We start from the raw sequence: 22,169 nt of genomic DNA, 5'->3' as shown, positions 1-22,169 counted from the left end.
GAACGTTCCCGAAATGCAGCGAAGATCACAATTTATCGTTCAGGAAACGATCAGGACAGGGTGGCGGGGATGATGATTTGTTGCGGTTCGCTGCGCCCGGTTACCTGTGCGATCAATTGGCAGGCCGCCTGGCGTCCAGCTTCGGCGTAACCGGGATCTACGGTGACGATCTCCGGATGGAGGAATTTCATTAACGGTGTATTACCGACGCTCGCCAGTTGCAAGGTGTCGATGCGTTGCTCTTGCAGGTATTTACTTGCGCCAAGTGCCAGCGTGTCGGTTGCGCACAGTAACGCAGTAGTTTCAGGCGTAATCACTTTTGCCACGTTCTCATAGCCTTGCTTCATAGCAAGCCCTGGCAGAGCGGCAACGGGATGCAGTTTATGCGCTTTGCAGAACGCCAGGTAGGCTTCGTGACGTCGCTTACCGGTTGTCACGTCACTATGCGGCACGCCGAGATAACTGATATTACGATGCCCCTGGTCATACAGCCGTTGCATCAGGATCTTGATTGCCCCTTCGTCGTCATAACAGACCGAAGCAAAGCCTTTTGCGTCACGCGCCAGCAGAACCAGCGATGACTGCCAGTGGGCTAACATTTCTTCTGTTATGCCAGTAAAACCGAACAGCACTACGCCGTCGATATTACGCCGTTTCAGCACCCCCAAATGTTCGGCAACTAATTGCGGGGAAAACTGGCTTTCCATCATGATTGGGTCGTAACCTTGTTCATAGAACGCTGGCAGCATGGTTTGAACGGCGAGATTTTCTGACAACGAATCCAGACGGGTAACAATGATGGCGACCACTTTATCGCTTTGCCCACGCATAGCGCGCGCAGAGCGGGAAGGGGAAAATCCATGCTGATTCATCACTGCTTCAACACGCTCGCGGGTGCGCTGGCTCACGCCGCTTTCGTTATTCAGCACCCGGGAAACTGTAGATTTCCCCACGCCGCTTAAGCGTGCGATGTCTTTGATAGTCAGCCGATTTTGCATCCTGTTGTCCTGTAACGTGTTGTTTAATTATTTGAGCCTAACTTTACCCGTGCATTCAGCAATGGGTAAAGTCTGGTTTATCGTTGGTTTAGTTGCCAGCAAGTATTATATCGCCATAAATGCTACGAATATTATTGGATTCTCCTTATTATTTGCGGCGCTTTTTTCACTTACCGGAGGTTATATGGAACCTGATCCCACGCCTCTCCCTCGACGGAGATTAAAACTTTTCCGGTAAGCCCGTCTTTTCACGGCGCTACCGGATGCGTAAGGCCGTGACGTTTTAACGTCCCTGCTCAGCTTTATTACCTTCAGGTAAGGCTTCGCCACGCCTGAAGACATTTCTGTACTGTTTCAGACAGTGCGGAGGGACTCCTTATGTTTAAAGAAATTTTTACCCGGCTCATTCGCCATTTACCTTCCCGTCTGGTTCATCGCGATCCATTGCCTGGCGCGCAGCAGACAGTGAATACGGCGGTCCCGCCGTCCTTAAGTGCGCATTGCCTGAAAATGGCGGTGATGCCCGAAGAAGAATTGTGGAAAACGTTCGACACCCATCCGGAAGGGTTAAATCAGGCGGAAGTGGAATCTGCCCGCGAACAACATGGTGAAAATAAATTACCCGCACAACAACCGTCGCCGTGGTGGGTACATTTATGGGTCTGCTATCGCAACCCATTTAATATTTTACTCACCATTCTCGGCGCTATTTCTTACGCCACTGAAGATTTATTTGCCGCGGGCGTTATCGCGCTAATGGTCGCTATTTCTACGTTGCTGAACTTTATTCAGGAAGCACGTTCCACTAAAGCGGCAGATGCCCTGAAAGCGATGGTCAGCAATACCGCGACGGTGCTGCGCGTAATTAACGACAAAGGCGAAAATGGCTGGCTGGAGATCCCGATCGACCAGCTGGTGCCCGGCGATATTATAAAACTGGCGGCGGGGGATATGATCCCGGCAGATTTACGTATCTTGCAGGCGCGGGATCTGTTCGTCGCTCAGGCGTCGTTAACCGGTGAGTCTCTGCCCGTGGAAAAAGCCGCTACCACTCGCCAGCCGGAGCACAGCAATCCGCTGGAGTGTGACACCCTGTGTTTTATGGGCACCACCGTGGTGAGCGGCACGGCACAAGCAATGGTGATTGCTACAGGAGCCAACACCTGGTTTGGTCAACTGGCGGGGCGTGTTAGTGAGCAGGAAAGCGAGCCGAATGCCTTTCAGCAGGGGATCAGCCGCGTCAGTATGCTGCTGATTCGCTTTATGCTGGTGATGGCTCCGGTGGTGTTGCTTATCAACGGTTACACCAAAGGCGACTGGTGGGAAGCGGCACTGTTTGCGCTTTCGGTCGCGGTAGGCTTAACGCCGGAAATGTTGCCGATGATTGTTACCTCGACGCTGGCGCGCGGCGCAGTAAAGCTGTCGAAACAGAAAGTGATCGTCAAACATCTGGATGCTATTCAGAACTTTGGCGCAATGGATATTCTGTGCACTGATAAAACTGGCACCCTGACACAGGACAAAATTGTGCTGGAGAATCATACCGATATCTCCGGTAAAACCAGCGAACGCGTGCTGCATAGCGCGTGGTTGAACAGTCATTATCAGACCGGACTTAAAAACCTACTCGATACAGCGGTGCTCGAAGGTACGGATGAAGAGTCAGCGCGCTCTCTGGCCAGCCGTTGGCAAAAAATTGATGAGATTCCGTTTGATTTCGAGCGTCGCCGGATGTCGGTGGTAGTGGCAGAAAATACCGAGCACCATCAGCTGGTTTGCAAAGGTGCATTGCAGGAAATCCTCAATGTGTGTTCGCAGGTGCGTCACAATGGCGAGATTGTGCCGCTCGATGACATCATGCTGCGTAAGATTAAGCGGGTTACTGATACGCTGAATCGTCAGGGGCTGCGCGTGGTTGCGGTGGCGACGAAATACCTGCCAGCGCGTGAAGGAGATTACCAGCGGGCGGATGAATCCGACCTGATCCTCGAAGGATATATTGCTTTCCTTGATCCGCCAAAAGAGACAACTGCTCCGGCACTGAAGGCATTAAAAGCGAGTGGAATTACCGTAAAAATCCTTACTGGCGACAGTGAGTTAGTTGCAGCGAAAGTGTGCCATGAAGTGGGGCTGGACGCGGGAGAGGTGGTCATTGGTAGTGATATTGAAACGCTATCTGACGACGAACTGGCAAATCTCGCACAGCGCACCACGCTGTTTGCTCGTCTGACGCCGATGCATAAAGAACGCATTGTGACCTTACTGAAGCGCGAAGGGCATGTGGTTGGCTTTATGGGCGATGGTATTAATGATGCGCCCGCCTTACGCGCTGCGGATATCGGCATTTCTGTGGACGGCGCGGTAGATATTGCCCGTGAAGCGGCTGATATCATCCTGCTGGAAAAAAGCCTGATGGTGCTGGAAGAGGGGGTTATTGAAGGACGTCGCACTTTCGCCAACATGCTGAAATACATCAAAATGACGGCGAGCTCCAACTTCGGTAATGTGTTCAGCGTGCTGGTGGCGAGTGCTTTCTTGCCCTTCCTGCCGATGTTGCCGTTACACTTGCTTATTCAGAACCTGCTGTATGATGTGTCACAGGTGGCGATCCCGTTTGATAACGTCGACGACGAGCAAATTCAAAAGCCGCAGCGTTGGAATCCGGCGGATCTGGGGCGCTTTATGATCTTCTTCGGACCGATCAGCTCGATCTTCGATATTCTGACGTTTTGCCTGATGTGGTGGGTATTCCATGCCAACACGCCGGAAACGCAAACGCTGTTCCAGTCGGGATGGTTTGTGGTGGGCTTGCTGTCGCAAACGCTGATTGTGCATATGATCCGCACCCGCCGTGTGCCGTTTATTCAGAGCTGTGCATCGTGGCCGTTAATGATCATGACCGTGATCGTGATGATTGTCGGGATCGCATTGCCGTTTTCACCGCTGGCCAGTTATCTGCAACTGCAGGCGCTGCCGTTAAGCTATTTCCCGTGGCTGGTTGCGATTCTGGCAGGGTATATGACGTTAACCCAACTGGTGAAAGGATTTTATAGCCGTCGTTACGGCTGGCAATAAAGAATCAACTGGGCATGGTGGCCTGGATTCAGATTGCAGACAAAGTGAGTTTTGTTCATGCCGGATGCGGCGTAAATGCCTTATCCGGCCAACAAATTCAATAAATTGCAGGAATCACGTAGGCCTGATAAGCGTAGCGCATCAGGCGATTTTGTGTTTGTCATCAGACTTAATCCGGGCATGATAGCCCGGATTTCCATCAAGATTAGCGACGAACAGCGATCGCTTCGATCTCAATTTTCACGTCTTTCGGCAGACGGGCAACTTCAACGCAAGAACGTGCCGGGAAGGTGGCATTGTGTTCGGTGAAGAAGGCTTCGTAGGTAGCATTAACGGTTGCGAAGTCGTTCAGATCTTTCACAAACACGGTGGTTTTAACGATGTCGCCCACTTTCAGGCCAGCGGCTTCGACGATCGCTTTTACGTTATCCAGCGACTGACGTGCCTGTGCAGCGACGTCTGCCGGTACTTCGCCCGTTTTCGGATTTACCGGGATCTGACCGGAGGTGATGATCATATTGCCCAGATCAACGCCCTGTACGTAAGGACCGATAGCTGCCGGTGCATTTTCCGTCGCGATAGTTTTGCTCATGATTTCTCCTTTATTACAGCGGTAAAAAGTCTGGCTCATTATAGGGAGCCAGACTTTTATTACCAACCGCAATTAATTGGCCAGCACCACATTATGGGAAAACTCTTTTTCACAGTATTTGCATTTGAGCGCGATGTCATTGGCGCGTTTTCGCACGGCAAAGCTGGAAGAAACCGGTTCGGCATGGCTGATACAGTTGCTGTTCGGGCAGACCAGCACATTGTCGATGCGCTCCGGCAGACTGGGGCGTGATTTACCCACCACTTCATAGTTGTCGATACGGTTAACCGTGGCTTGCGGCGCATACAATGCCAGTTGATCTACCTGATCTTCACTCAAAAAGGTATTTTCGATTTTGATCAGATCTTTGCGGCCCATCTCGCCAGAAGGCAGGTTCAGACCAATGGTGATGCGCTGATCCGTTTCGGTCAGCTTGAACAGACTCAACAGCTTAAAACCGATCTGGGCGGGGATATGGTCAATTACCGTGCCGCGTTTAATAGCTTCAACCTGCAATTTATTATCGTGTGTCATCTCTATTTCCCCTTACAGTACCAGATCGCGATTCAGAACCAGTGCCAGTAACGCCTGGCGAGCGAAAATCCCGTTGCCTGCCTGCTGGAAGTACCAGGCGTGTGGCGTTTTATCAACATCCGTCGCAATCTCATCAACACGCGGCAGCGGATGCAGCACTTTCATATTGGCTTTGGCGTTGTGGAGATCGCTGGCGCGAAGAACAAACTGCGCTTTCACGTTGGCGTACTCGGACGGGTCCAGACGCTCTTTTTGCACGCGGGTCATGTACAGGATGTCTACTTCCGCCATCACTTCTTCAATAGAGCTGTGCAGACTCCAGGCGATCCCTTTTTCATCAAGCATATCCAGAATGTATTGCGGCATTGCCAGCGCGTCCGGCGCGATGAAGTAAAAACGGTTGCCGTCGAACTTCGCTAACGCCTGAGTCAGGGAGTGAACGGTGCGGCCATATTTCAGGTCACCAACCATTGCGACGTGGAGATTGTCCAGACGCCCCTGGGTTTCCTGAATAGTGAATAAGTCCAGCAAGGTTTGCGTCGGATGTTGGTTGGAGCCATCACCGGCATTCAGTACCGGTACATTGCCGGAAAACTCGGTGGCCAGGCGCGCCGCACCTTCCTGCGGATGACGCATCACTATCGCATCGACGTAAGTGCTGATAACCGAAATGGTATCGGCCAGCGTTTCGCCCTTTTTACCCAGTGATGTATTGGCGCTGTCGGAGAAGCCCACCACGCTGGCACCCAGGCGGTGCATGGAAGTTTCGAAAGAGAGGCGGGTACGGGTAGAGGCTTCGAAGAAACAGCTGGCAATGACTTTGTGCTTCAACAGCTCTGGTTGCGGGTTTGCTTTCAGTTTCGCCGCTGTCGCCAGCACCAGATTAAGGTCATCGCGACTAAGGTCGTTTATGGAAATGATATGTTTCTGATATAGCGGATTAGCCATCTTTTATCTCCTGACGCCTGGGCAAAAAAAAGCCCCTCGATTGAGGGGCTGGGAATGGGTGATCAACGGGAAGAAAAACGGCAGGCCAGCGTCTTTTTTCAGACGCGGTAAGACAAAATGTCGAACACACTGAACCATACATCCTCCCGGCAAATTGTCCGGCATTATACTCATCGTCAGAAGCGGTGCAAGCATTTGATGCAATATTTTGTCAGCGCAAACGGTTTATTTGAATTATAAGTCAAAATACATGCATTTTTATTTGTTGTGATTCTGCAGGGGAACGGTCGTTCGGTATCAATAATTGCAGACATTTCCTGCTTTTTCCTTTTTCACTTTCACGCAATCAGATATGCATTTTATTCCATTCATCCGACTTATAGGGCGGAGTGTGAAAACGAACGGCTAACACTATTGCTTACTGCTCAGGGATGCGCGCTATCACTTTAATTTCAAAATCAAAGCCTGCCAGCCATGTAACACCTACCGCCGTCCAGTTTGGATAAGGTGGGGCGCTAAATATTTCATTTTTCACCGTCATGATGTCTTCAAATTGGTTTTCTGGATCGGTATGGAAGCTCGTAACATCAATGATATCGTCAAAAGTGCATCCCGCAGCAGCCAGGGTCGCATGCAAATTATCAAATGCCAGTCTGACTTGTTGCTGAAAATCGGGTTCTGGTGTTCCGTCCTCTCGACTTCCTACTTGCCCGGAAACAAACAGCAAATCGCCGGAACGAATAGCCGCAGAATAACGATGTTCAGCATACAGTGAATGTCGGCCTGCAGGGAAAACAGCGGTTCTTTCTACCATTTGGTTATCCTCAAGATTTACGACATGAACAGAAGATTTATATTTACCAGGAGCCGCTTTTAGCGGACGACGTGAGTAAACAAAACCCAGACATCATGGGAAATGGCTGGGCTTAATTGAGCGTAGTCGGTTATGCGCCAAACGCGCCATCAATGGTATGCATCGCGCCGGTAACAAAACTGGCTTCTGGCCCTGCTAACCATGCGACCATACCAGCGACCTCTTCCGGTTGCCCATGTCTTTTGATAGCCATAAAACTATGCAACATATCGCGCATTGGCCCGTTGGCGGGATTAGCGTCGGTATCAATTGGCCCTGGCTGGACGACGTTGATGGTGATCCCACGCGGTCCGAAATCACGGGCCAGCTCGCGCGCCATGCCTTGCAGGGCAGATTTACTGGCGGCATAAGCAGCCATGCCTGCAACAGGCATACGATCGCCATTCACGGAGCCGATGATTAAGATGCGCCCGCCTTCGGGCATCTGCCGGGCGGCTTCAACAGAGGCATGATAAGGAGCATGAATATTGATTTTGAAAAGGCGATCAATATCGTCGGCATTCAATTCCAGGGCATCGCCAAAGACGCCAATACCTGCATTTACCACCAGGATATCCAATGCGCCGCTCTTACGAACGACATCAATGACAGCGTCTCTGTCAGCACTATCTGTGAATACTGCTGTCGCTCCAGTCTTTTGTGCCAGGTGTTCAGCGGCATCTTTCGACCCCGCATAGGTGAATCGTACATTGGCCCCATCGGTGACGAAACGACGTACGATAGCGGCACCGATACCACGACTGCCACCGAGGATGAGAACTGTCTTACCTGTAAAAGCGCCCATAAGGACTCCTTGATTTATTATGTAACATGCATTACAAAACTGTTTTAACTTTCTGTCAACAAGTTTTGTAATGGTCACTAAAAAACAATCTCGCGTTCCAGGTCGTCCCAGACGTTTCGCTCCTGAGCAGGCAGTCTCTGCGGCAAAAGTGCTTTTTCACCAAAAAGGTTTCGATGCTGTCAGTGTTGCTGAAGTTACTGATTATCTTGGTATTAACCCCCCGAGCCTCTACGCGGCTTTTGGCAGTAAGGCTGGGTTATTTAGCCGTGTACTCAATGAATATGTCGGTACGGAAGCTATTCCGCTTGCCGATATTCTTCGTGATGATCGTCCGGTAGGGGAGTGCCTGGCTGAGGTATTAAAAGAAGCGGCGCGCAGATATAGCCAAAACGGCGGCTGCGCTGGCTGTATGGTTCTTGAAGGCATTCATAGTCATGATCCACAAGCGCGTGATATTGCCGTTCAATATTATCACGCCGCAGAAACGGCCATTTATGACTATATCGCCAGGCGGCATCCACAAAGCGCACAATGTGTGACTGATTTTATGAGTACCGTGATGTCAGGGCTTTCTGCGAAGGCTCGGGAGGGCACTCCATCGAACAACTCTGTGCAACAGCTGCACTGGCGGGGGAAGCGATAAAAACTATTCTCAAGGAGTGATGCGGGCCTTGACCCGAAAGGCGGGAACGCGCCTGCCGATAAGTTGTGATAAGACAATAATTCACGCATTAAGGCTAGCGGAATTGATCATCTTTTCGTATAACGATGGAAATGAAACATTGTTTTAATTAAGGAGTGGAAAAGATGATCATCGGAAATATTCATAATCTTCAGCCGTGGCTACCCCAGGAGTTACGCCTGGCGATTGAGCATATCAAAGCACACGTTACGGCAGAAACGCCAAAGGGCAAGCACGATATCGAAGGCAATCGTCTGTTTTATCGGTGATGCTGCCAACTTACTGATTTAGTGTATGATGGTGTTTTTGAGGTGCTCCAGTGGCTTCTGTTTCTATCAGCTGTCCCTCCTGTTCAGCTACTGACGGGGTGGTGCGTAACGGCAAAAGCACTGCCGGACATCAGCGCTATCTCTGCTCTCACTGCCGTAAAACATGGCAACTGCAGTTCACTTACACCGCTTCTCAACCCGGTACGCACCAGAAAATCATTGATATGGCCATGAATGGCGTTGGATGCCGGGCAACTGCACGCATTATGGGCGTTGGCCTCAACACGATTTTACGTCACTTAAAAAACTCAGGCCGCAGTCGGTAACCTCGCGCATACAGCCGGGCAGTGACGTCATCGTCTGCGCGGAAATGGACGAACAGTGGGGCTATGTCGGGGCTAAATCGCGCCAGCGCTGGCTGTTTTACGCGTATGACAGTCTCCGGAAGACGGTTGTTGCGCACGTATTCGGTGAACGCACTATGGCGACGCTGGGGCGTCTTATGAGCCTGCTGTCACCCTTTGACGTGGTGATATGGATGACGGATGGCTGGCCGCTGTATGAATCCCGCCTGAAGGGAAAGCTGCACGTAATCAGCAAGCGATATACGCAGCGAATTGAGCGGCATAACCTGAATCTGAGGCAGCACCTGGCACGGCTGGGACGGAAGTCGCTGTCGTTCTCAAAATCGGTGGAGCTGCATGACAAAGTCATCGGGCATTATCTGAACATAAAACACTATCAATAAGTTGGAGTCATTACCTGTTTTATCTTATCTCGGAAGATATGACCGAGCCGCACGAAGCTCGCCGTACGGAGTACCATGCCCGCTATCTCGACATTCAGATTGTGTTAAAAGGTCAGGAAGGCATGACCTTCAGCACGCAACCTGCAGGCACGCCGGATACCGACTGGTTAGCTGATAAAGACATCGCATTTTTGCCGGAAGGCGTTGATGAGAAAACAGTTATCCTTAATGAAGGTGATTTTGTTGTGTTTTATCCGGGGGAAGTGCATAAACCGCTGTGCGCAGTGGGTGCACCAGCCCAGGTTCGCAAAGCAGTAGTGAAGATGCTGATGGCGTGATGACTTTTCGCCGTAAATAACTCCAGGTTTACGGCGAGTTTGTGAAAAGAGCGTTTTTTGATATTTTTTTGTGAGTAAAATTTGTAATGCTTAGACGTTCTTATTAACTCAAGGAGTTCGTCATGAGCAAAATATCAGATTTGAATTATTCTCAACACATTACATTAGCCGACAATTTTAAACAAAAAAGTGAAGTTTTAAATACCTGGCGTGTTGGAATGAATAATTTTGCCCGTAATGCCGAGGGGCAGGATAACACAAGAAATATCCTTGATCCTAAGACATTTTTGGAATTTTTGGTAAAAATATTTACTCTAGGTTATGTGGATTTTAGCAAACGCTCCAACGAAGCGGGAAGAAATATGATGGCTCATATTGAGTCCTCATCTTATATCAAAAATAATGATGGCAGTGAGATAATGAAGTTTGTTATGAATAATCCTGAAGGGGAACGAGCGGATTTATCTAAGGTGGAAATAGAAATCACACTTTCCGCTTTCACTACTATGGGGACTCGTCAAGGACATACGGCTATTATATTTCAACAACCTGATGGTTCGACTAATCGTTATGAAGGAAAGTCCTTTGAAAGAAAAGATGAGAGTTCATTACACCTGATTACTAACAAGATTCTGGCATGTTACCAACGCGAAGCTAACAAGGAAATAGCTCGTCTATTAAATATTCCGCAGGAGTTAAATAATTCTCAGGACTTGAATAACTCGCAGGTGAGTTGTAAAGATTCAGTTGATTCTACGATTACGGATTTAGGTAATGACTCCAACTTATTGATAGTGTTTTATGTTCAGATAATGCCCGATGACTTTGTCATGCAGCTCCACCGATTTTGAGAACGACAGCGACTTCCGTCCCAGCCGTGCCAGGTGCTGCCTCAGATTCAGGTTATGCCGCTCAATTCGCTGCGTATATCGCTTGCTGATTACGTGCAGCTTTCCCTTCAGGCGGGATTCATACAGCGGCCAGCCATCCGTCATCCATATCACCACGTCAAAGGGTGACAGCAGGCTCATAAGACGCCCCAGCGTCGCCATAGTGCGTTCACCGAATACGTGCGCAACAACCGTCTTCCGGAGACTGTCATACGCGTAAAACAGCGAGCGCTGGCGCGATTTAGCCCCGACATAGCCCCACTGTTCGTCCATTTCCGCGCAGACGATGACGTCACTGCCCGGCTGTATGCGCGAGGTTACCGACTGCGGCCTGAGTTTTTTAAGTGACGTAAAATCGTGTTGAGGCCAACGCCCATAATGCGTGCAGTTGCCCGGCATCCAACGCCATTCATGGCCATATCAATGATTTTCTGGTGCGTACCGGGTTGAGAAGCGGTGTAAGTGAACTGCAGTTGCCATGTTTTACGGCAGTGAGAGCAGAGATAGCGCTGATGTCCGGCAGTGCTTTTGCCGTTACGCACCACCCCGTCAGTAGCTGAACAGGAGGGACAGCTGATAGAAACAGAAGCCACTGGAGCACCTCAAAAACACCATCATACACTAAATCAGTAAGTTGGCAGCATCACCACGGATTTATTAGAAAAACCATTGAACAATGCATTATTAGCAATAAGGAAAGAACATCTGCTATTAATGCCTTATGTATGTAATGAATCGATTTCATACTTGCTTGGTGAAAAAGGGATACTGAAAGAAATAGATGACCTTAACGCAGTAAATAATTATCTTCTTAATAATAAGAAAGCTACTGACAATGAAATTAATGACATCAAAGTTAACCTGTCTCATATTCTTATTGATTCCTTAGATGATGCAAAAGTTAACCTTACACCGGTCATCGATTCGATTCTGGAGACTTTTTTAAAATCCCCATATATTAATGATGTAAGAATACTGGATTGGTGTTTTAATAAAAGAATGCAATATTTTGGTGATTCTGAAAAGATAAAGTATGCATGCTCCGTGATAAATCATATTGATTTTAGCTGCGATCAATCTAAAGATTTTAGCTGCGATCAATCTAAAATTAAAATAGCTGAGACCTTATTTTTCAATCTCGATAAAGAACCCTATAAAAATAGCCGTAAATTACAGGAATTGATTTGGGATAAGTTGGTTGCATATGTCAATGATTTTAGCTTAAGCAATCAAGAAAAATCACGCTTAATACTAAGGTTATTTGATGATGTTAAGTTACTATTTAATGAAGTGCCTGTCAGCATTTTAGTAAATGATATTTTTTTGAAGGATTTTTTCATGAAGCAACCTGATTTTGCTAAGTGGTACTTCTATCAATTACTTAAGTGTTATGAGGGCGAACAGCTGTATCTTAATGAGTTAGGATATGTTTATGGTGATGAAGAAAAAACAAAAGAAATTGTAAATAAACTTCCGGGTTATGTCGTTAAGATTTTTGAAGAAAAGATGGGTAATGAATTAAAAATTAGAACAAGAATGATGAAAATCCTCCGGAATGGCAAAATCAATATATATGGATATATTAATGAAGAACAGTTAGGAAAATTAAATCCTCCGGAAGATTTACGTATAGCAATAAAAAAATTGGGGTGGAATAATTGAACTATCACTGCATAAAATAATGTGACGCCGGGATGTTTTTGTATTTCCCGGCATCTTTATAGCGATATCAATTATTTACTGAGCGTCGCGACCATCACCGCTTTGATGGTATGCATGCGGTTTTCCGCCTGATCAAATACAATGCTGGCGGCAGATTCGAAGACCTCATCAGTCACTTCCATTCCGCCATGTAGGCCAAACTCTTCCGCCATTTTTTTGCCAAGCGTCGTTTGGTCGTCATGAAACGCGGGCAGGCAGTGGAGGAATTTGACCTCCGGGTTACCGGTCAACTGCATCATCTTGCTGTTCACTTGATAATCACGCAGCAATGCAATGCGTTCAGCCCATTTCTCTTTTGCTTCACCCATCGACACCCATACATCGGTATAGATAAAGTCAGCACCTTCAACTCCTTTAGCTACATCTTCCGTCAGCGTAATATTCCCGCCATTTTGTTGTGCCAGGGCGCGGCATTCCGTAACCAGCGCAGCTTCCGGCCAGCATGCCTGTGGCGCGACCAGACGCAAATCCAGACCGGTAAGCGCTGCAGCTTCGAGCATCGAATTGCCCATGTTGTTACGTGCGTCACCTGCATAGACTAGCGTCATTTCGTTGAACGTTTTGCCGGGCAAATGCTCCTGCATGGTGAGGAGATCCGCCAGCAGCTGCGTGGGGTGAAACTCATTGGTCAGGCCGTTCCATACCGGCACGCCAGCGTATTCCGCCAGTGTTTCGACAATCTCCTGACCATAGCCGCGATACTGAATACCGTCATACATGCGACCAAGCACGCGGGCAGTGTCTTTAATCGACTCTTTATGACCAATTTGGCTGCCGCTTGGGCCGAGATAAGTAACACGAGCCCCCTGGTCATATGCGGCAACTTCGAAAGAGCATCGGGTACGGGTCGAGTCTTTTTCGAAGATGAGCGCGATGTTTTTACCAGTGAGTTTGGCTTCTTCTTTACCGCTTTTCTTATCGGCTTTCAGCTTCGCGGCTAACTGCAGCAGGCTGTTGAGTTCAGCTGGCGTGAAATCGAGTAATTTCAGGAAATGCTTATGATAAAACCCGGACATAGGTCCCTCCTGTGGCTAACGCCTTAATGAATTAAAATTCAATTTATATGGATGATTATTCATTTGCAAGTCTAAAGCATAAATCTTTATCACAAAGGTGGAGGCAATGTCAGTGGTGTGTGACAATAAGAGTATCGGCAGGACATTAAGAGGAATGAGCCATGGCAAACCCGGAACAACTGGAAGAACAGCGTGAAGAAACACGTTTGATTATTGAAGAATTACTGGAAGATGGCAGCGATCCGGACGCGTTGTACACCATCGAACACCATCTTTCCGCAGACGATCTGGAAACTCTGGAAAAAGCGGCAGTTGAAGCGTTTAAACTCGGTTACGAAGTGACCGATCCAGAAGAGCTGGAAGTTGAAGATGGTGATATCGTGATTTGCTGCGACATCCTCAGCGAGTGCGCGTTGAATGCCGATCTGATCGATGCCCAGGTTGAACAACTGATGACGCTGGCGGAGAAATTTGACGTTGAGTACGACGGTTGGGGCACTTACTTTGAAGATCCTAACGGCGAAGATGGCGACGATGAAGATTTTGTCGATGAAGACGATGACGGGGTTCGCCACTAATTAATTGATTAAAATGCCCGATAGCACATACTAGCGGGCATTTTTTTAGAGTTCGCGTAGCATCCGCACTTCACAATCGACATGGCCCGTGCAGCCAAGCGCATAGTCGATATGCTCAAAGCCCAAATGCTCATAAAGCGCAATGGCTTCCTTTAAAAAAGCGGTCGTTTCCAGATAGCAGCGTTTGAAGCCCATCTCTCGTGCCTGCTCCATCGCCATTAAGGCCAGTTTTTTCGCTAGCCCTTTACCGCGAATAGCCGGAAGAAAATACATCTTTTGCAGTTCGCAAATGTCCGACTCACTCCCGGTTAATGGCGCAATCCCACCGCCGCCGACCACTTCACCCTCGTACTCAACCACCCAATATGCATGGCCAGGCTGACTATACACTTGATACAGCTCGTCAAGATTCGGATCGGCGACGGTGTAGCCTTTATCAGCGGTAAGACCGTATTCGGCGGATACCTGACGAATGACGCGGGCGATAGCAGGATTATCCAGCAGCGTCAGGCGACGCATTACAGGTGATTGCGGCGCAATGTTATTCATAGTTTAACCCGGTAATGACTCCAACTTATTGATAGTGTTTTATGTTCAGATAATGCCCGATGACTTTGTCATGCAGCTCCACCGATTTTGAGAACGACAGCGACTTCCGTCCCAGCCGTGCCAGGTGCTGCCTCAGATTCAGGTTATGCCGCTCAATTCGCTGCGTATATCGCTTGCTGATTACGTGCAGCTTTCCCTTCAGGCGGGATTCATACAGCGGCCAGCCATCCGTCATCCATATCACCACGTCAAAGGGTGACAGCAGGCTCATAAGACGCCCCAGCGTCGCCATAGTGCGTTCACCGAATACGTGCGCAACAACCGTCTTCTGGAGACTGTCATACGCGTAAAACAGCGAGCGCTGGCGCGATTTAGCCCCGACATAGCCCCACTGTTCGTCCATTTCCGCGCAGACGATGACGTCACTGCCCGGCTGTATGTGTCAGCGCCAGTGATATAAGACGGTAATTCGCCATTTGGATTGTCCGCTCCACCCAACATGTTGTTTCCTTAAGGTTCTCACACCAGAAAGGACATCAACATGCTGAGCAGAGAGGACTTTTACATGATAAAGCAAATGCGCCAGCAGGGCGCGTACATCGTCGATATTGCGACTCAGATTGGTTGCTCTGAACGGACGGTCAGACGCTACCTCAAATACCCTGAACCGCCAGCCAGAAAGACCCGCCACAAAATGGTTAAGCTGAAACCGTTTATGGATTACATCGACATGCGCCTGGCAGAGAATGTCTGGAATAGCGAGGTTATCTTCGCGGAGATTAAGGCAATGGGTTATACGGGCGGACGTTCCATGCTGCGTTACTACATCCAGCCCAAACGTAAAATGCGTCCGTCAAAAAGAACAGTTCGCTTCGAAACTCAGCCTGGATACCAGCTCCAGCATGACTGGGGCGAAGTTGAGGTGGAGGTTGCCGGGCAACGGTGCAAAGTTAACTTTGCGGTTAATACGCTGGGGTTCTCCCGCAGCTTCCATGTCTTCGCCGCACCAAAACAGGATGCTGAGCATACCTACGAATCACTGGTTCGCGCCTTCCGCTACTTCGGTGGTTGTGTGAAAACGGTGCTGGTTGATAACCAGAAGGCTGCGGTGCTGAAGAATAACAACGGGAAAGTCGTGTTCAACTCCGGATTCCTGTTGCTGGCTGACCACTATAACTTCCTGCCACGGGCATGCCGTCCACGCAGGGCCAGAACAAAAGGTAAGGTTGAGCGGATGGTGAAATACCTCAAGGAGAACTTCTTCGTCCGGTACCGCAGGTTCGACAGCTTCACTCATGTCAATCAACAACTGGAGCAATGGATAGCCGATGTGGCTGACAAACGGGAGCTTCGCCAGTTCAAAGAAACGCCGGAACAGCGCTTCGCGCTGGAGCAGGAACATCTGCAGCCGTTACCGGATACAGACTTCGATACCAGTTACTTCGATATCCGCCATGTGTCCTGGGACAGCTATATCGAGGTTGGTGGTAATCGTTACAGCGTTCCCGAAGCGCTGTGTGGTCAGCCGGTATCGATACGAATATCGCTGGATGACGAGTTGCGGATCTACAGTAATGAGAAACTGGTGGCCTCACATCGCCTCTGTTCAGCATCGTCTGGCTGGCAGACAGTGCCGGAGCATCACGCCCCGCTCTGGCAGCAGGTCAGTCAGGTGGAACATCGACCACTGAGTGCCTATGAGGAGCTGTTGTGATGCATGAACTGGAAGTCCTGCTGAGTCGCCTGAAAATGGAGCATCTGAGTTATCACGTTGAAAGCCTGCTGGAACAGGCAGCTAAAAAAGAGCTGAACTACCGGGAGTTCCTGTGCATGGCGCTACAGCAGGAATGGAACGGCAGGCATCAGCGCGGTATGGAGTCCAGGCTGAAGCAGGCTCGTCTGCCGTGGGTCAAAACGCTGGAGCAGTTCGACTTTACCTTCCAGCCGGGCATCGACCGTAAGGTTGTCCGGGAACTGGCTGGTCTGGCGTTCGTGGAGCGCAGCGAAAACGTGATCCTGCTGGGCCCTCCTGGTGTCGGAAAAACTCATCTGGCCATAGCTCTTGGCGTGAAAGCGATGGATGCGGGACATCGGGTACTGTTTATGCCACTGGACAGACTGATCGCGACACTGATGAAAGCGAAACAGGAAAACCGGCTGGAGCGTCAGCTACAGCAACTGAGTTATGCCCGGGTGTTGATCCTGGATGAAATAGGCTATCTGCCGATGAACAGAGAGGAAGCCAGTCTGTTCTTCCGGCTACTGAACCGTCGATATGAAAAAGCGAGCATCATACTGACGTCAAACAAAGGGTTCGCAGACTGGGGAGAAATGTTCGGAGATCACGTACTGGCAACAGCGATCCTGGATCGGCTGCTACATCACTCAACCACGCTGAATATCAAAGGAGAGAGTTACCGGTTAAAAGAGAAACGTAAAGCTGGAGTGCTGACCAAAAACACAACGCCAATCAGTGATGATGAAATGGTGGAAAGCGGACAGCATCAGTAACGAAAGTATTTAGCGGGCATGAAAATGGCAAATAACGGTCAAACATCGTGGCGTTGACATATGCGCGAGGTTACCGACTGCGGCCTGAGTTTTTTAAGTGACGTAAAATCGTGTTGAGGCCAACGCCCATAATGCGTGCAGTTGCCCGGCATCCAACGCCATTCATGGCCATATCAATGATTTTCTGGTGCGTACCGGGTTGAGAAGCGGTGTAAGTGAACTGCAGTTGCCATGTTTTACGGCAGTGAGAGCAGAGATAGCGCTGATGTCCGGCAGTGCTTTTGCCGTTACGCACCACCCCGTCAGTAGCTGAACAGGAGGGACAGCTGATAGAAACAGAAGCCACTGGAGCACCTCAAAAACACCATCATACACTAAATCAGTAAGTTGGCAGCATCACCACGTGGCAGAACATTTTACTGTCTGTATATATAAATTATATCAATGGATTTTTTAATTCAGGGAACTTTTATGGCTCAAGTTATTAATGATATGGATGTTCCGTCCCATTCGTTTGTTTTTCATGGTACAGGTGAGAGATATTTTCTTATTTGTGTGGTGAATGTGTTGTTAACGATTATAACGCTAGGTATCTATTTACCATGGGCATTAATGAAATGTAAGCGTTATCTCTATGCTAATATGGAAGTTAACGGACAACGATTTTCTTATGGGATTACCGGTGGGAATGTTTTTGTTAGTTGTCTTGTTTTTGTTTTTTTCTATTTCGCAATCTTAATGACAGTGTCAGCAGATATGCCGCTTATTGGCTGTGTTTTGACTTTGTCACTGTTGGTTTTGCTTATATTTATGGCAGCAAAAGGACTGCGTTATCAGGCCTTGATGACCAGTCTCAACGGCGTAAGATTTAGTTTTAATTGCTCTATGAAAGGGTTCTGGTGGGTGACCTTTTTCTTGCCGATTTTAATGGCCCTTGGGATGGGGACTGTTTTCTTTATCTCGACAAAGATGCTACATGCCAATAGTTCAAGTAGCGTTATTATATCTGTGGTTCTGATGACAATAGTTTGTATTGTTTTCATTGGTATTTTTAATGGCACTTTATATAGTCTGGTAATGAGTTTTCTCTGGAGTAATACCAGTTTCGGTATACATCGTTTCAAGGTGAAATTAGATACTACATATTGTATAAAATATGCCATTCTCGCATTTTTGGCTTTATTACCTTTTCTCGCTGTTGCTGGTTATATTATCTTCGATCAAATATTAAATGAGTATGATAGTTCTGGGTATGCAAATGATGATATTGAGAATTTACAGCAATTTATGGAAATGCAACGTAAAATGATAATCGCGCAGTTAATCTATTATTTTGGGATTGCTGTTAGCACCAGTTATTTAACGGTGTCGTTGCGAAATCATTTTATGAGCAACCTGTCACTGAATGATGGGCGTATTCGTTTTCGCTCAACTTTAACATACCACGGTATGCTTTATCGCATGTGTGCGTTGGTGGTGATATCCGGGATTACGGGCGGTCTGGCTTATCCACTGCTGAAAATATGGATGATTGACTGGCAGGCAAAAAATACGTATTTGCTGGGCGATTTGGATGACCTTCCTTTAATCAATAAAGAAGAACAACCAGATAAAGGATTCTTAGCCAGTATTTCACGGGGAATTATGCCTTCTTTACCATTTCTGTAAGAGATAAAAAAGGCCGGAGCATGCTCCGGCCTTCGTTTTCATCACTGTGTTTTGATTACAGCGCGGCGATAACAGCCTGCTGTTCAATCAGTTTCGCTTTCGCTTCCGCATAGCCTTCCAGCTTCTCACGCTCTTTCGCGATGACCGCTTCCGGTGCGCGGGCGACAAAGCCTTCATTCGCCAGCTTGTTCTCGATACGGCTGATTTCGCCTTCGATCTTCGCCACTTCTTTCGCCAGACGCGCCAGCTCATCTTCTTTGTTGATGAGGCCAGCCATCGGGATCAGCAGCTCTGCGCCGTCGATGATCTTCGTAACGGAAACCGGACCTTTGTCATCGGCAGGCAGCACGGTGATGCTTTCCAGACGCGCCAGGGTTTGCAGGAAGCCACGGTTTTCATTTACGCGACGTTCTGCATCCGCGCTGCAACCACGCAGCAGCAGCTCCAGCGGTTTGCCCGGCGCGATATTCATTTCTGCACGGATGTTACGTACCGCAACGATCGCCTGTTTCAGCCATTCGGTGTCGGCCAGTGCGGCTTCATCAACCTGAGATGCATCGTACTGCGGGAACGGCTGCAGCATGATGGTGTCGGCAGTGATACCGCAAAGTACTTTCACACGCTGCCAGATGGTTTCGGTGATGAACGGAATGATCGGATGCGCGAGGCGCAGCAGACCTTCCAGTACGGTCACCAGCGTATGGCGAGTACCGCGCAGTTCGGCTTCGGTGCCACCGTTCATTACCGGCTTAGTCAGCTCCAGATACCAGTCACAGAACTGGTTCCAGGTGAACTCATACAGAATGCCTGCAGCGATATCGAAGCGGAAGCTGTCCAGCGCTTCGCGGTACGCTTTGATGGTCTGGTTGAACTCTGCCAGAATCCAGCGGTCCGCCAGCGACAGCGTCATTTCACCACCGTTGAAGCCGCAATCCTGACCTTCCGTGTTCATCAGCACAAAGCGGCTGGCGTTCCACAGCTTGTTACAGAAGTTACGGTAACCTTCCAGGCGCTTCATATCCCAGTTGATGTCACGACCGGTAGACGCCAGCGCCGCCAGGGTGAAGCGCAGGGCATCGGTGCCGTGCGGCTCAATACCGTTCGGGAACTGCTTCTCGGTGCGCTTACGGATTTTGTCCGCCAGCTGCGGCTGCATCATATTGCCGGTACGTTTCTCCAGCAGTTCCGGCAGCGAAATACCGTCAACCATATCCAGCGGGTCAATAACGTTACCCTTGGATTTGGACATCTTCTGGCCTTCGTCGTCACGAATCAGGCCGGTCATGTAAACGGTGTGGAACGGCACCTGCGGTTTGCCATTTTCATCTTTGATGAAGTGCATGGTCATCATGATCATGCGGGCAATCCAGAAGAAAATGATGTCGAAGCCGGATACCATCACGCTGGTTGGGTGGAACTGGCGCAGTGCGTCAGTGTTTTCCGGCCAGCCTAGGGTAGAGAAGGTCCACAGCGCAGAAGAGAACCAGGTGTCGAGAACGTCTTCGTCCTGACGCAGGGCAACGTCGGCACCGAGGTTATTTTCCTTGCGCACTTCTTCTTCGTTGCGGCCAACATAAACGTTACCTGCTTCGTCGTACCATGCAGGGATACGGTGACCCCACCACAGCTGACGAGAGATACACCAGTCCTGAATATCGCGCATCCAGGAGAAGTACATGTTTTCGTACTGCTTCGGTACGAACTGAATGTCGCCGTTCTCAACCGCTTCAACCGCCGGTTTCGCCAGTACATCGGCACGCACGTACCACTGGTCGGTCAGCATTGGTTCGATAACTACGCCGCCACGGTCGCCGTAAGGAACGGTCAGGTCGTGCGGTTTAATTTCTTCCAGCAGGCCGAGTGCGTCAACCGCAGCAACGACTGCTTTACGTGCAGCAAAACGCTCGAGTTTCTGGAACTCTGCCGGGATTTCGCTGGAATAAACGTCAGATTCGTTACCTTTGGTATCGAACACCTGGGCGCTTTCACGGATATCGCCGTCAAAGGTCAGGATGTTGATCATCGGCAGCGCGTGACGTTTACCCACTTCATAGTCGTTAAAGTCGTGCGCCGGAGTGATTTTCACGCAGCCGGTGCCTTTTTCCATGTCGGCGTGTTCGTCGCCAACGATCGGAATACGACGGTTAACCAGCGGTAGAATGACATATTTGCCAATCAGGTCTTTGTAACGCGGATCTTCCGGGTTAACGGCCACGCCGGTATCGCCCAACAGGGTTTCCGGACGGGTAGTCGCAACCACCAGATAATCTTTACCGTCTGCGGTTTTCGCGCCGTCAGCCAGCGGATAGCGGATGTGCCACATCGAACCTTTCGATTCGCGGTTTTCCACTTCCAGGTCAGAGATAGCGGTGCGCAGTTTCGGATCCCAGTTTACCAGGCGTTTGCCACGGTAAATCAGGTCTTCTTTATACAGACGAACGAAAACTTCTTTCACCGCATTGGACAGGCCTTCGTCCATCGTGAAGCGTTCACGCTCCCAGTCGACAGAGTTGCCGAGACGGCGCATCTGACGGGTAATGGTGCCGCCGGACTCCGCTTTCCATTCCCAGATTTTGTCGATGAAAGCTTCGCGGCCGTAGTCGTGACGGGTTTTACCTTCTTCTGCGGCAATCTTGCGCTCAACGACCATCTGGGTAGCGATCCCGGCGTGGTCAGTACCGACCTGCCATAGGGTGTTTTTGCCCTGCATGCGCTGATAGCGGATCATGGTATCCATGATGGTTTGCTGGAAGGCGTGACCCATATGCAAACTGCCGGTGACGTTCGGCGGCGGGATCATGATGCAGAAACTTTCCTGGCTTTCATCGCCATTAGGCTTAAAGTAGCCCTGCTTTTCCCAGTGCTCGTAAAGCGGCTGTTCGATATCTTGTGGGTTATATGTCTTTTCCATTATTTCCAGGTTGCCGTATTCAGGTTGAAACCAGCCACGCGGTAGGCTTTATAGCGTTCGCGCGCCAGTTGTTTCAGAGAATCTTCATAAGGAACGAAGTCTACCACTTCTGTGAAAGCAGTGGCAAAATCTGCAAAGCTTGTTCGCAGACTAATCAATATATCGCGCGGGCTGCTGCTGCGTTTTTGCGGCCAGGCGATCTCCACCGGCGCACCGCCGCGCGGTCCTTCTCCCGCTAAATTATGCGGGACAAAGCTTTCTGCCGGACGCGCCCACAGGGCTTCATCCAGCCGGTAAGCCTGCTTTTCATCTTCACAGGCGATGAGCACGCGCTTACCGCTGCGCCAACGTTCTGCGGCAATTTCACACACCAGTTGCTCAACGGCGCTTAAGCCATCGACGGTGGTGTCATTGTCCAGAAGGTAGAACGTTGCGTTTTTCATATATGGGGCTTCTTGTGGTGGATTTAAATATTGCTGCAT

19 protein-coding genes and 7 pseudogenes are annotated in these 22,169 nt (G+C 49.3%); 12 read left to right on the top strand and 14 right to left on the bottom strand.

Annotation, left to right across the window (positions count from 1 at the left end; genetic code table 11):
• Window positions 1-50 precede the first annotated feature (50 nt).
• A complete protein-coding gene (gene treR / locus C1P89_RS16385; RefSeq protein ID WP_001181324.1) occupies window positions 51-998 on the bottom strand; it encodes a trehalose operon repressor TreR in 948 nt (315 codons plus the stop codon).
• Between the two features lie 184 nt (window positions 999-1,182).
• On the opposite strand from treR, the gene mgtL reads away from it, so the two are divergent.
• Both mgtL and mgtA read left to right on the top strand, forming a co-directional pair.
• Entirely contained in the window at window positions 1,183-1,236 is a 54-nt protein-coding gene (gene mgtL / locus C1P89_RS16380; protein ID WP_001387276.1) for a mgtA regulatory leader peptide MgtL, read from the top strand.
• A gap of 140 nt (window positions 1,237-1,376) precedes the next feature.
• Window positions 1,377-4,073: a magnesium-translocating P-type ATPase gene (gene mgtA, locus C1P89_RS16375; RefSeq protein WP_000471866.1), complete on the top strand. Its 2,697-nt coding sequence runs from the start codon at window positions 1,377-1,379 to the stop codon at window positions 4,071-4,073.
• Between the two features lie 205 nt (window positions 4,074-4,278).
• Here the strand turns inward: mgtA and ridA are convergent, their stop codons facing one another.
• The 6 genes from ridA to bdcA form a co-directional block, all read right to left on the bottom strand.
• Window positions 4,279-4,665 carry a 2-iminobutanoate/2-iminopropanoate deaminase gene (gene ridA / locus C1P89_RS16370; RefSeq protein ID WP_000047539.1) on the bottom strand — a complete coding sequence of 129 codons (387 nt, stop codon included), beginning with the start codon at window positions 4,663-4,665 and terminating at the stop codon, window positions 4,279-4,281.
• 72 nt (window positions 4,666-4,737) lie between these two features.
• Window positions 4,738-5,199 carry an aspartate carbamoyltransferase regulatory subunit gene (gene pyrI / locus C1P89_RS16365; protein WP_000148581.1) on the bottom strand — a complete coding sequence of 154 codons (462 nt, stop codon included), beginning with the start codon at window positions 5,197-5,199 and terminating at the stop codon, window positions 4,738-4,740.
• Between the two features lie 12 nt (window positions 5,200-5,211).
• The gene (pyrB, locus tag C1P89_RS16360) at window positions 5,212-6,147 is read right to left on the bottom strand and encodes an aspartate carbamoyltransferase (protein WP_000013046.1); all 936 of its coding nucleotides are present in this window, start codon (window positions 6,145-6,147) and stop codon (window positions 5,212-5,214) included.
• Between the two features lie 3 nt (window positions 6,148-6,150).
• Complete coding sequence (pyrL, locus tag C1P89_RS16355) at window positions 6,151-6,285, bottom strand: pyr operon leader peptide (protein WP_001296693.1); 135 nt, start codon at window positions 6,283-6,285, stop codon at window positions 6,151-6,153.
• Window positions 6,286-6,565: 280 nt separating this feature from the next.
• Window positions 6,566-6,961 (bottom strand): RidA family protein, encoded by a 396-nt coding sequence (locus C1P89_RS16350; RefSeq protein ID WP_000230281.1) that lies wholly within the window; start codon window positions 6,959-6,961, stop codon window positions 6,566-6,568.
• 130 nt (window positions 6,962-7,091) lie between these two features.
• Complete coding sequence (gene bdcA, locus C1P89_RS16345; protein ID WP_000500693.1) at window positions 7,092-7,805, bottom strand: SDR family oxidoreductase; 714 nt, start codon at window positions 7,803-7,805, stop codon at window positions 7,092-7,094.
• A 70-nt stretch (window positions 7,806-7,875) separates the two neighbouring features.
• On the opposite strand from bdcA, the pseudogene C1P89_RS16340 reads away from it, so the two are divergent.
• The 5 genes and pseudogenes from C1P89_RS16340 to C1P89_RS16320 form a co-directional block, all read left to right on the top strand.
• Window positions 7,876-8,468: pseudogene (locus C1P89_RS16340) on the top strand (TetR/AcrR family transcriptional regulator).
• 144 nt (window positions 8,469-8,612) lie between these two features.
• Window positions 8,613-8,750, top strand: a pseudogene (tabA, locus tag C1P89_RS16335) (toxin-antitoxin biofilm protein TabA); the annotation flags it as partial.
• 56 nt (window positions 8,751-8,806) lie between these two features.
• Window positions 8,807-9,504 (top strand): IS1-like element IS1A family transposase gene (locus tag C1P89_RS16330; RefSeq protein WP_094096600.1). Its coding sequence is split into 2 segments (ribosomal slippage): window positions 8,807-9,056 and window positions 9,056-9,504, totalling 699 coding nucleotides; the frame shifts between segments, so codons are not numbered across the junction.
• Between the two features lie 14 nt (window positions 9,505-9,518).
• Window positions 9,519-9,842: pseudogene (gene tabA, locus C1P89_RS16325) on the top strand (toxin-antitoxin biofilm protein TabA); the annotation flags it as partial.
• Window positions 9,843-9,964: 122 nt separating this feature from the next.
• A pseudogene (locus C1P89_RS16320) lies at window positions 9,965-10,612 on the top strand (DNA-binding protein); the annotation flags it as partial.
• 15 nt (window positions 10,613-10,627) lie between these two features.
• On the opposite strand, the gene C1P89_RS16315 reads toward C1P89_RS16320, so the two are convergent.
• Window positions 10,628-11,325 (bottom strand): IS1-like element IS1A family transposase gene (locus C1P89_RS16315; RefSeq protein WP_237158186.1). Its coding sequence is split into 2 segments (ribosomal slippage): window positions 10,628-11,076 and window positions 11,076-11,325, totalling 699 coding nucleotides; the frame shifts between segments, so codons are not numbered across the junction.
• A gap of 40 nt (window positions 11,326-11,365) precedes the next feature.
• On the opposite strand from C1P89_RS16315, the pseudogene C1P89_RS16310 reads away from it, so the two are divergent.
• Window positions 11,366-12,394, top strand: a pseudogene (locus C1P89_RS16310) (DNA-binding protein); the annotation flags it as partial.
• 71 nt (window positions 12,395-12,465) lie between these two features.
• Here C1P89_RS16310 and argF read toward each other — a convergent pair.
• A complete protein-coding gene (argF, locus tag C1P89_RS16305) occupies window positions 12,466-13,470 on the bottom strand; it encodes an ornithine carbamoyltransferase (protein WP_000012928.1) in 1,005 nt (334 codons plus the stop codon).
• Window positions 13,471-13,631: 161 nt separating this feature from the next.
• On the opposite strand from argF, the gene rraB reads away from it, so the two are divergent.
• The gene (rraB, locus tag C1P89_RS16300; protein WP_000002953.1) at window positions 13,632-14,048 is read left to right on the top strand and encodes a ribonuclease E inhibitor RraB; all 417 of its coding nucleotides are present in this window, start codon (window positions 13,632-13,634) and stop codon (window positions 14,046-14,048) included.
• 45 nt (window positions 14,049-14,093) lie between these two features.
• Here the strand turns inward: rraB and C1P89_RS16295 are convergent, their stop codons facing one another.
• Both C1P89_RS16295 and C1P89_RS16290 read right to left on the bottom strand, forming a co-directional pair.
• Window positions 14,094-14,597, bottom strand: a complete 504-nt coding sequence (locus tag C1P89_RS16295) for a GNAT family N-acetyltransferase (protein WP_001059389.1) — start codon at window positions 14,595-14,597, stop codon at window positions 14,094-14,096.
• Window positions 14,598-14,622: 25 nt separating this feature from the next.
• Window positions 14,623-15,036, bottom strand: a pseudogene (locus C1P89_RS16290) (IS1-like element IS1A family transposase); the annotation flags it as partial.
• 102 nt (window positions 15,037-15,138) lie between these two features.
• On the opposite strand from C1P89_RS16290, the gene istA reads away from it, so the two are divergent.
• Both istA and istB read left to right on the top strand, forming a co-directional pair.
• The gene (gene istA / locus C1P89_RS16285; RefSeq protein ID WP_000952382.1) at window positions 15,139-16,311 is read left to right on the top strand and encodes an IS21-like element IS21 family transposase; all 1,173 of its coding nucleotides are present in this window, start codon (window positions 15,139-15,141) and stop codon (window positions 16,309-16,311) included.
• Entirely contained in the window at window positions 16,311-17,108 is a 798-nt protein-coding gene (gene istB / locus C1P89_RS16280) for an IS21-like element IS21 family helper ATPase IstB (protein WP_000544823.1), read from the top strand. Before istA ends, istB begins: the two co-directional genes overlap by 1 nt.
• Before the next feature lie 41 nt (window positions 17,109-17,149).
• On the opposite strand, the pseudogene C1P89_RS16275 reads toward istB, so the two are convergent.
• Window positions 17,150-17,454 (bottom strand): annotated as a pseudogene (locus tag C1P89_RS16275) (IS1-like element transposase); the annotation flags it as partial.
• A 125-nt stretch (window positions 17,455-17,579) separates the two neighbouring features.
• Here C1P89_RS16275 and C1P89_RS16270 point away from each other — a divergent pair.
• Window positions 17,580-18,776: a YjgN family protein gene (locus C1P89_RS16270; protein ID WP_000079608.1), complete on the top strand. Its 1,197-nt coding sequence runs from the start codon at window positions 17,580-17,582 to the stop codon at window positions 18,774-18,776.
• Window positions 18,777-18,831: 55 nt separating this feature from the next.
• Here C1P89_RS16270 and valS read toward each other — a convergent pair whose 3' ends face one another.
• Together valS and holC are read right to left on the bottom strand one after the other, a co-directional pair.
• Window positions 18,832-21,687 (bottom strand): valine--tRNA ligase, encoded by a 2,856-nt coding sequence (gene valS, locus C1P89_RS16265; protein ID WP_000416407.1) that lies wholly within the window; start codon window positions 21,685-21,687, stop codon window positions 18,832-18,834.
• Window positions 21,687-22,130 carry a DNA polymerase III subunit chi gene (gene holC, locus C1P89_RS16260; RefSeq protein WP_000786399.1) on the bottom strand — a complete coding sequence of 148 codons (444 nt, stop codon included), beginning with the start codon at window positions 22,128-22,130 and terminating at the stop codon, window positions 21,687-21,689. Before holC ends, valS begins: the two co-directional genes overlap by 1 nt.
• Window positions 22,131-22,169: the final 39 nt, after the last annotated feature.

This window comes from Shigella sonnei, assembly GCF_002950395.1.
Taxonomy (GTDB): domain Bacteria; phylum Pseudomonadota; class Gammaproteobacteria; order Enterobacterales; family Enterobacteriaceae; genus ECMA0423.
Note: the sequence above shows the minus strand (reverse complement) of the source record. Positions and strands in the feature narration are given on the sequence as shown.

Coding starts and splice junctions, on each gene's coding strand:
- treR (WP_001181324.1), bottom strand. CDS start 998: ATGCAAAATCGGCTGACTATCAAAGACATCGCACGCTTAAGCGGCGTG.
- bdcA (WP_000500693.1), bottom strand. CDS start 7,805: ATGGGCGCTTTTACAGGTAAGACAGTTCTCATCCTCGGTGGCAGTCGT.
- mgtA (WP_000471866.1), top strand. CDS start 1,377: ATGTTTAAAGAAATTTTTACCCGGCTCATTCGCCATTTACCTTCCCGT.
- valS (WP_000416407.1), bottom strand. CDS start 21,687: ATGGAAAAGACATATAACCCACAAGATATCGAACAGCCGCTTTACGAG.
- pyrB (WP_000013046.1), bottom strand. CDS start 6,147: ATGGCTAATCCGCTATATCAGAAACATATCATTTCCATAAACGACCTT.
- C1P89_RS16350 (WP_000230281.1), bottom strand. CDS start 6,961: ATGGTAGAAAGAACCGCTGTTTTCCCTGCAGGCCGACATTCACTGTAT.
- rraB (WP_000002953.1), top strand. CDS start 13,632: ATGGCAAACCCGGAACAACTGGAAGAACAGCGTGAAGAAACACGTTTG.
- istA (WP_000952382.1), top strand. CDS start 15,139: ATGCTGAGCAGAGAGGACTTTTACATGATAAAGCAAATGCGCCAGCAG.
- istB (WP_000544823.1), top strand. CDS start 16,311: ATGCATGAACTGGAAGTCCTGCTGAGTCGCCTGAAAATGGAGCATCTG.
- holC (WP_000786399.1), bottom strand. CDS start 22,130: ATGAAAAACGCAACGTTCTACCTTCTGGACAATGACACCACCGTCGAT.
- ridA (WP_000047539.1), bottom strand. CDS start 4,665: ATGAGCAAAACTATCGCGACGGAAAATGCACCGGCAGCTATCGGTCCT.
- pyrI (WP_000148581.1), bottom strand. CDS start 5,199: ATGACACACGATAATAAATTGCAGGTTGAAGCTATTAAACGCGGCACG.
- argF (WP_000012928.1), bottom strand. CDS start 13,470: ATGTCCGGGTTTTATCATAAGCATTTCCTGAAATTACTCGATTTCACG.
- C1P89_RS16270 (WP_000079608.1), top strand. CDS start 17,580: ATGGCTCAAGTTATTAATGATATGGATGTTCCGTCCCATTCGTTTGTT.
- pyrL (WP_001296693.1), bottom strand. CDS start 6,285: ATGGTTCAGTGTGTTCGACATTTTGTCTTACCGCGTCTGAAAAAAGAC.
- C1P89_RS16295 (WP_001059389.1), bottom strand. CDS start 14,597: ATGAATAACATTGCGCCGCAATCACCTGTAATGCGTCGCCTGACGCTG.